A 4947-nucleotide genomic window follows, 5' to 3' on the forward strand; every position below is an offset into this window, starting at 1 on the left:
ACCAACCCTAGAAAACAACCGAGTAAAACTCACGCTTTTAGATTTAAGTAATTACAAACACTTAGCACCTATTGCGCAACAACCCCATTTAATACAATACTCACCCAGTAAAATTGATACCGCAGACGATTTAAAAGCATACGTACAAACTGCAGTTGATGGTTATTATCATAAAACCATCATCCCGTTTATAGTATTCGATAAACAAACCAATACCTATGCTGGAAGCACACGATTTGGATTGATTAATTGGCAAAATAAAGTGTTACATATTGGTTGGACCTGGATTGGAGAAGAGTTTCAAGGTAGTGGACTTAATACCAATATGAAGTTTTTAATGCTACAATATGCTTTCGAAGTTTTAGAATTTGATAAAGTAGAATTTAGAATAGACGAACGCAACATAAAATCTAGGCGCTCCGTTGAAAAACTAGGCGCAACGCTAGAAGGTGTTTTACGAAAAGACACCCTAATGCTTGATGGTTTTAAACGGAGTACCTGTTGTTATGGTATTTTAAATGAGGAATGGAATAATATTAAGAATGAGATTTTTAAAGGCTTTTAGGTTTTATACTAATCTGTTTAGATATAAGAATCTTTTATATAGCGAGGTTTTTTTGCAGGAAAATAAGACTAATATAACCCTCAACTACCTTTATTTTAGCATAAAACAGTAATTATTTTATTCGCTATAGTAAAACTTTTTTATTCTTTAGTATAAACAGCAAGATAAATTATTGATGATGATTCAACTCCTAAACATCTAAGTTTTTGGACTTGAAAAACAGAATGAAACTTATAACCTTGTTTCGAATATTTGCTAAATCTATTTTCAAAACTTTATAATAAGAGAATCAATACATAATTGTTAACAGTTATAAACAAGAAATACGTTTAGCAAGATTGGAAAAGTGTTTATATTAGTTAGCAAATATATTTGTGGTATTAATACAAAACTGATGAAACCGAAACAAACCAACAAAGCTTTTTATGAGGAAAAACTAAATATAATTATTGAATACATTAATAATAATTTAGATAGCAAAATAGACATAAAAACGCTTGCAGAGATCTCGCATTTTTCACCGTTTCATTTTCATCGTATTAGCAAAGCTTTATTAGGCGAACCTATTGGTACATACATTTCTAGAGTGCGACTAGAAACAGCTGCAAAAATGATTCGGTATTCTACTTTAGGGGTTGAAGCTGTTGCATATAATGTTGGTTTTGAAACACCTTCATCATTGTCTAAAGCTTTTAAAATTTATTTTGGAATATCGCCATCGGAGTATCGAAAAAACAAATTATTTACTTTCAAAAAAACGAACACTATGAATACGACATCTGGTACTGAACAAAGTCGAAGTATAAACATTAAAAAACCAAAAATTCAAAATATTGAAGACAAAAAATGCTTGTATTACAGAATGCAGGGTGCTTATCAAACCTTAGATTATACAGGTGCTTGGAAAAAACTTTGGGAACAAGTAAAAGAGCAAAAACTATTCACTAAGGGCATACAGCATTTTGGATTACCGTATGACGACCCAAAAGTAACCGACGAAGATAAAATCAGATACGACGCGTGTTTAATAATAAACAAAGACGCTAAACCTATTGGAGATATTGGTGTAAAAACTTTAAAAGGAGGGAAATTTGCTGTGTTTTTATACCAAGGATCTTACAAATATTTTGCCGATATTTATAATTATATTTTTAATGAATGGCTGTTAAATACCGATTACGAACTACGTGATGAATCTGTTAGAGAACGCTACATAAGTCACCCAGAACGTGTGGCAGAAGAAAAACTTAAAACAGAGTTTTACATTCCTATTAAATAGTCTTACAAGTATACTTTTGATTAAAAGCCTTACTTTAGAGGCGTATTTATCAAAAACATGAATAGAGGAAGAATAGCATCTATAGATATACTTAGAGCATTAACTATGGTTTTGATGATATGGGTAAACGATTTCTGGACACTTACTGGTGTGCCAAAATGGTTACAACACGCATCAGCTTCAGAAGATTATTTAGGGTTTTCGGATGTTATTTTTCCTCTATTTTTATTTATTGTTGGGCTTAGTATTCCTTTTGCTATAAAACAACGACAAAATAAAGGCGATAGCTTAGTTTCTATTTCAAAACATATCATAATTAGATCGTTATCACTTTTAATAATTGGTGTTTTTATGGTAAATTATGAAAGCGCCCATTTAAGTTTAGGTATTGGAAAATATTGGTGGTGTGTGCTTATGGCATTAGCAGTTGTACTCATTTGGATGCATTGGGAAAAAAGTCCAATATCAAAAAAATGGCATCCTATTTTACAAAGCATCGGTATTTTAATTCTTATATATCTGTCTTTTGTTTATAAAGGTGGAGCTAATGGTGATATTGGTATGAAAACCCATTGGTGGGGAATTTTAGGCCTTATAGGATGGGCTTATTTAGTAAATGCTTTGGCGTATGTTTTCTCAAAAGGAAACCTATACATCATGCTAACGTTACTTCTTGTGTTTAATGCACTTGCCATTTTTGGACAAATGGATTTATTACCACCACTTAATAAAAATTTAAGTTTCTTATCTGTAATTTATGGCGGTACTATTCCAGCATTAACCTCAGCAGGAATTGTAGCAACAATGCTTTATAAAAAATTATCTGTAAACCATAGCAAGTGGATATTTATAACACTTATAGTTATTGGAATTATATTTATAAGTTTTGGGTTATTAACACGACCTATTTGGGGTATTTCTAAATTACAAGGTACTCCATCGTGGTTAGCCATATGCTCTGGTATTGGTTTTATATCTTTTGCTATTTTATATTTTATTGCCGATATTAAAAAGCAAACAAATTGGGCTAAAATTATAGCTCCTGCTGGTACAGCAACACTTACTTGCTATATGATTCCTTATTTTGTATACCCATTAAAAAACATTATAGAAATAAGGTTTCCTGAGTTTTTAAACACAGGAATTATAGGACTTATTGGGTCTTTTGTTTTTGCTTTACTCGTAGTTTTTTTTACAGGCTGGATAGAGGAAAAAGGTTATAAATTGAAGCTTTAAATAACGCTACTTTGCATTCCAATTTTCTTTTCTATAGCCAAATGATGGATGGTTTTATTATTATTATCTTTAATAGGAAAAATTTCTATTTCGCAATTATACGGTGTACCATCCTTTTTATAGTTTATAATTTGTTCTTTAAATTGTTTTCCGCTATTCAAGTTTTTCCTAATACTCCTTTTTGTTTGTTCTGAAGAACCTTCACCTTGTAAAAAATTAGGCTTTTTTCCTTTAACATAATTAGCAGGGTAACCTGTCATTTTAGTAAACCCCTTATTTACCCATTGAATGTGTTGATTATTATCTGTAAGTATTAGGGCTTCAAAGTCTTTGTTCATAAAATTTTTTTCAATATCTAATAACCAATTGAATTTTTCTTTAAAGGCTTTTAAAATATCTAATTCTGCCTCTCTATTAAAGTTGGTAGCTTGTGCTGTTAGATGCATTGCATAAATATCCCAACATAATAAAGGTCCTCTTGAAAATCTTTCTTTGGTTTTCATAGCTTCTTTTTTAGTGCAGTGATATAAAGAAGCAAGACATTAATTATTAAAACAATTTTAATAATTAAGTAAAAGTATCTTGACTTGGCTTTAAATCGCGAAAGCACAGTTTGTCTATTACAAAGAAAGTATCTGGCTTGTAATTAATATTACTTACAGTTGCGCGACAGCTTGTGATTTTAACACAATTCCTTTTTAACTAGCAAATGCTAAACCTTTATAATAATAAATCAAAGATAATACTTTGATGAGCTACAAGCAAATTCTATAAATCCTTTTGATACCGTTCTACCATAGCTTCACGAGTTTCTGGTGTTTCTTTAGAGCCTAACTGATCTTTAAGCATTTGCCCCATCGTTGGTAATTCATCTCGATTAATTTTAGAGGACTCATCCCATAATTTGGAACGCATAAGAGCCTTGGCACAGTGCAAAAACACTTCTTCAACAGTAATAACAATACAGCTTTTTGGTAGATTTTGTTCCGAAGTAAATAAGTTTATATGATTTTTATCTATTGATAAATATGCGCTACCATTAATACGTAAAGTTTCATCGACTCCAGGAATTAAAAATAATAACCCTAAGTTTCCTGTTTCAATAATATTCGATAAGCTATCCATTCTATTATTGCCTTTGGCATCTGGAATAATAATTTCTGAATCACTAATTACTTTTACAAAACCTGATGCTCCTCCTCTTGGTGATGCATCATGCTTTCCTTCTTTATTTGACGAAGACAATATCAAAAAAGGCGACTTTTCTATAAAATTAATGGCATGTTTATCTAGTCTAGAAAACACTTTATTTTTTGCTCTTCCGCTAGGGTAACCATATAACGTTCGAAGTTGCGTTTCTGTAGTAATCTTCATAGCTCAATAATATTCAATTAATTAGTAAATTTAATTCAAATTATGCCCAATAATCAAATAAAAAGGTATTTCATCAAATATTTATTAGTGCTACAGTAAATATTACTTACAATTATACCTAAGTAACCAAATACCAATTAAATATGAAGGCATTTATTATAATTTTAGCATTATCTTTTACAGGCTTATGTAAAGCACAAACTATTTCTACGGACGATAAGCTACATTTTGGTGCTGGTGCTTTAATATCGGCAACAACCTACACTATAGTATACACTACTACAAAGAATAAAAAGAAAGCCTTTTGGTATAGTTTGGGTGCTTCTACCCTAGCTGGTCTTGCAAAAGAAGTTTATGATAGCGGTAAAGAAAATAACAAATTCGACACAGGAGAATGGGGAGCTACTACATTAGGTGGTTTAACAGCAAGCGCAACTATTAGCTTGTTTGTTGGAAAAAACAAAAGAAATGCTAAAATTGCTTTGGTTAATTA

At 31.0% G+C, this 4947-nt stretch carries 6 protein-coding genes and 1 riboswitch; of the genes, 4 read left to right on the top strand and 2 right to left on the bottom strand.

The annotated features are described in order from the left end of the window. The 3 genes from AADI82_RS13660 to AADI82_RS13670 all read left to right on the top strand — a co-directional run. Positions 1–565: GNAT family protein (locus AADI82_RS13660; RefSeq protein WP_341216982.1), on the top strand; the 565-nt coding region annotated here is incomplete at its 5' end. A gap of 394 nt (positions 566–959) precedes the next feature. Then, on the top strand, positions 960–1844 hold the full coding sequence (locus AADI82_RS13665; RefSeq protein ID WP_341216983.1) for a GyrI-like domain-containing protein: 885 nt from the start codon (positions 960–962) through the stop codon (positions 1842–1844). Positions 1845–1901: 57 nt separating this feature from the next. Next, a complete protein-coding gene (locus AADI82_RS13670; RefSeq protein ID WP_341216984.1) occupies positions 1902–3080 on the top strand; it encodes a DUF5009 domain-containing protein in 1179 nt (392 codons plus the stop codon). Here the strand turns inward: AADI82_RS13670 and AADI82_RS13675 are convergent. Then, positions 3077–3583 carry a PAS domain-containing protein gene (locus AADI82_RS13675; RefSeq protein WP_341216985.1) on the bottom strand — a complete coding sequence of 169 codons (507 nt, stop codon included), beginning with the start codon at positions 3581–3583 and terminating at the stop codon, positions 3077–3079. The genes AADI82_RS13670 and AADI82_RS13675 overlap by 4 nt on opposite strands. 105 nt (positions 3584–3688) lie before the next feature. Continuing rightward, a riboswitch (cobalamin riboswitch) is annotated at positions 3689–3818 on the bottom strand. A 30-nt stretch (positions 3819–3848) separates the two neighbouring features. Beyond that, positions 3849–4454, bottom strand: coding sequence for a pyridoxamine 5'-phosphate oxidase family protein (locus tag AADI82_RS13680; protein WP_341216986.1), 606 nt, complete (start codon positions 4452–4454; stop codon positions 3849–3851). A 143-nt stretch (positions 4455–4597) separates the two neighbouring features. Here AADI82_RS13680 and AADI82_RS13685 point away from each other — a divergent pair. Beyond that, positions 4598–4947: hypothetical protein (locus AADI82_RS13685; RefSeq protein ID WP_341216987.1), on the top strand; the 350-nt coding region annotated here is incomplete at its 3' end.

Source organism: uncultured Wocania sp., assembly GCF_964021735.1.
Lineage (GTDB): Bacteria > Bacteroidota > Bacteroidia > Flavobacteriales > Flavobacteriaceae > Wocania_A.